The sequence below is a fragment of the Rheinheimera sp. SA_1 genome (assembly GCF_001669775.1).
Taxonomy (GTDB): domain Bacteria; phylum Pseudomonadota; class Gammaproteobacteria; order Enterobacterales; family Alteromonadaceae; genus Pararheinheimera.
In genome coordinates, this window is record NZ_LXWK01000005.1 from 1 (window position 1) to 3444 (window position 3444).

Genomic DNA, 3444 nt, shown 5'->3' on the forward strand with positions numbered 1-3444 from the left:
ATGGCCATAAAACCTCTTATGGTTATGACAGTCTGAACCGCTTGCAGCTGATTGACCCGTTGGATAGTGCCTGGGCAAATACCAGTATTTCATATGACGCCGACGTCAGTGGTATGGGCGTGATGGTACAAAATATTACCCGCGGGAATTATCGCAAAGCCATTACGCTTGATGGACTGATGCGCCCGGTGTTTTCTAAAGAATGGGATAGCAGCCAAGAAGCCAGCACTGTGCGTTATGTTCGTCAGCAGTTTAATGTTTATGGCAAAGCGGAGTTTGCCTCTGTCCCCAGCGACAATAGCAATGAGCCGTTTGGCACCGTCACCGAATTTGATGGCTTGCAGCGAGAGCTTAGTCAGACCAATACCGCCAACGGCGATGTGACTTATCAGTATTTGGCAAATAACGCCATTGCCATCACCAATGGCCGCAACTATGAGACAGTCACAGAATATCTGGCTTATGGCAGTCCAACGACAGAGTTGGCGACAAAAGTCTCGCAGCCTGAAAGCGTAGCGACCACCATTGTGTACAACTTGTTTGGTCTGCCGACCCAGATCATGCAGGGCGGCATGACCGAACTTCGCACCTATGACGCCCAAATGCAGCTTTGTGCGCAAAAACGTCCGGAAACCGGCGTGAAGGCTATGCAATACAACAATCTGGGCGAAATGACCAAATTTGCCGAAGGTTTTGTGGGCAATGCCGGACATTGTACAGATTACAACAACGTCAATAGCAGCTGGGTGACCTTGGTCAATGACAACCTGGGAGAACTTTGGTCAACGACCTATGCGGACGGTGTGACGCCCAAAGTTGTGCAGCAGCTCGATAATCAGGGCAATCTGCAGTCTTTAACCGCCGGCACGACCGCTTGGGCTTATACCTACAATTCAGCGCATCTGCTGGATTCCGAGACCTTAAGTATTGATGGCAAATCTTTTGTGTTGGATCCGGTTTATGACAGTCTGGGCAACCTGAGCAGCCTGGTCTATGGCGGAGCCACTCTTCAATATACACCGGATGCGCTGGGGCAACCGACGAAGGCGGCTGCAGGCAGTACCCAATATGCCTCCAACGTGTTGTTTTATCCCAACGGGCAACTGAAAAGTTTCAGCTATGGTAATGGTCAGCAGTTCACTCAGACCCTGGACAGCCAGTTCCGGCCAGAGCAGCGGTTGGTGAAACAAGGCAATACCAATAAAGTCGCGCAAAGGTATGCTTATGATCCAAACAACAATATTGAAAGCATTGTTAATCTGGTCGACAACAGCAAAACCATCAGCCTGACCTACGATGGTCTGGATCGGTTGAATACCGCCAGTGGCTATTGGGGAAGTGGCAACTTTGTTTATGACACTTTAGGCAATCTGACGCAGAAAAACCTTGGTACGCAACAACTTACCTATCAATACAACCAAACCAGTAAAAGGCTGGACAGCGTCACCGGTGGTTATACTTTCGGCTACGACGACCGCGGCAATGTCACCAACAATGGTAAGCGTAGTTTTACCTTTAACCGCGCCAATCAGCTAACCAACTCCGGTGCTATTGGTTATGTCTACGATGGCCATAACCGCAGGGTCAAAAAGACCGGCAGTAACCAGGGTTACAGTGTTTACAGCCAAAACGGTAAGTTGATGCTGACCGATGGTGCGAACGGCGCGACCAGTTATATTTATCTGGGCAAAGAGCTGATTGCCAAAGTGGGTTCTGCTGCTGCATTGGAAGACAAGCCGGGCTATACCGGGCATGTGGAGGATAAAGATTTAAGTTTAACTTATATGCAGCAGCGGTATTATGACCCGGTGATTGGTAGGTTTTATTCTAATGATCCGGTTGGGTTTAGTGCTGATAAGCCGATGATGTTTAATCGGTATGCTTATGGGAATAATAATCCGTATAGGTTTACTGATCCGGATGGTCGAACAAGTATCGCGATTGAAGTTACCAAAACGGTTGTAACTACAGGAGCTATGGCAAATCCAGTCGCAGTTGCATCAGGAATAGCTACGGCTGCTTTGATGCCCACCAAAATGGGCGATGGAACGATGTACAACGAAGATGGGTCTGATGTCCCGCCTTCAGGAAATACAAATCCTTATGATGGACCTGTAGATGAGTCAGTTATTGTGGTTGATGGAGATGGAAATGCGATTCCAGTTGAAGCAGGTGAGCAGATTACATCTTCACCAAATGGTGATTATCAACAAGTTCGAGATAAAGATGGAAAGGAAAACGGTATTAGAATGGATAAAGGCGGGCACAAAGGGCAATCAGATCCTAAAGCTCAGGGACCTCATGGCCACAGACCGAATGTAACTACTGAAGACGGAAATCCTCATTTGCCGTTGAAGCCTGGGAAAGATAAGTAAGGGAATTGTGTGAGTAAATTTAAAATTGACGATACTGTAAAAACAAAAAATGTTACCCACTTACAGCATTTTCATGGGCAAATTGGTTCCGTAATCAATGTTTTTGTTGACCGTCCGGCAGGTAAACATTTTGAGCAGTTTCCTGAAGGCGTTGTCTATGCAGTAGAGTTTGAGAACGGCGAAGCTATAGATATTCATGAATCTGATTTAGATTTGGATGTACCAAGAAAGTAAAATCTATAGTGAGTATGACTCTGGACACCAATAACCCGGTGTCCTTTTTTCTATCCAAACCGCACAAAACCACCAGCAGCCTGGTCAGTGTTTTCCAGTAGAACTGATCAGCACTGAAGCAATTCAGGACACCCACATTTTAAAAGGCCCAAACCGTACATCCAGATTTTAGAAACGTCATGCAGATATGTTCAAAATAATAGAACTGAATGTGGCGCTATATAGAATTTGCAGCCAAAACAGGACAGCCAGATTTTAGAAACGTCATGCAGATAAGTTCAAAATAATAGAACTGAATGTGGCGCTATATAGAAGTTGCACAGAATAAGCGAGACGCATATGCCTGACCTTGTTCTGCAAAGGTACTTGAGCATGGGAAAGTCGAATAGCAGCCAAAACAGGACAGCCAGATTTTAGAAACGTCATGCAGATAAGTTCAAAATAATAGAACTGAATGTGGCGCTATATAGAAGTTGCACAGAATAAGCGAGACGCATATGCCTGACCTTGTTCTGCAAAGGTACTTGAGCATGGGAAAGTCGAATAGGGTTCAGCCGCGTGCACTAATCACAGCAAATCGGGCTTCGAAAACTGAACGCAAATGAAACTATCAGCCAAAACTTCGTCGGCAGGCCGTTTGGCCGTGGAGCCAACGCTGACCGAGTTTCTGACAAAATTGTTTAAGCGAACTGACGGGACCCAGCACCCGGTGAAAGATGGTTTCTAGTTGTTGGCAGTTTTGCAACCAGCAATCCGCAGAAATACCCAGGCGAGCCAGGATAGGTGGCAGTGCTGTGTCGATGGCGCCGCGTTTGTCCGCCCGCATTTGGCGACC

General features: G+C 46.8%; 2 protein-coding genes and 1 pseudogene. 2 read left to right on the plus strand and 1 reads right to left on the minus strand.

All coding sequences use genetic code 11. The features are described 5' to 3' along the window. Positions 1-2375, plus strand: a 2375-nt coding sequence (locus A5320_RS01200; protein WP_197489942.1) for an RHS repeat-associated core domain-containing protein, incomplete at its 5' end; no start/stop codon positions are given. A 9-nt stretch (positions 2376-2384) separates the two neighbouring features. Next, entirely contained in the window at positions 2385-2609 is a 225-nt protein-coding gene (locus tag A5320_RS01205) for a hypothetical protein (RefSeq protein ID WP_068059880.1), read from the plus strand. A 610-nt stretch (positions 2610-3219) separates the two neighbouring features. Here A5320_RS01205 and A5320_RS22220 read toward each other — a convergent pair. Further along, positions 3220-3444: pseudogene (locus A5320_RS22220) on the minus strand (transposase); the annotation flags it as partial.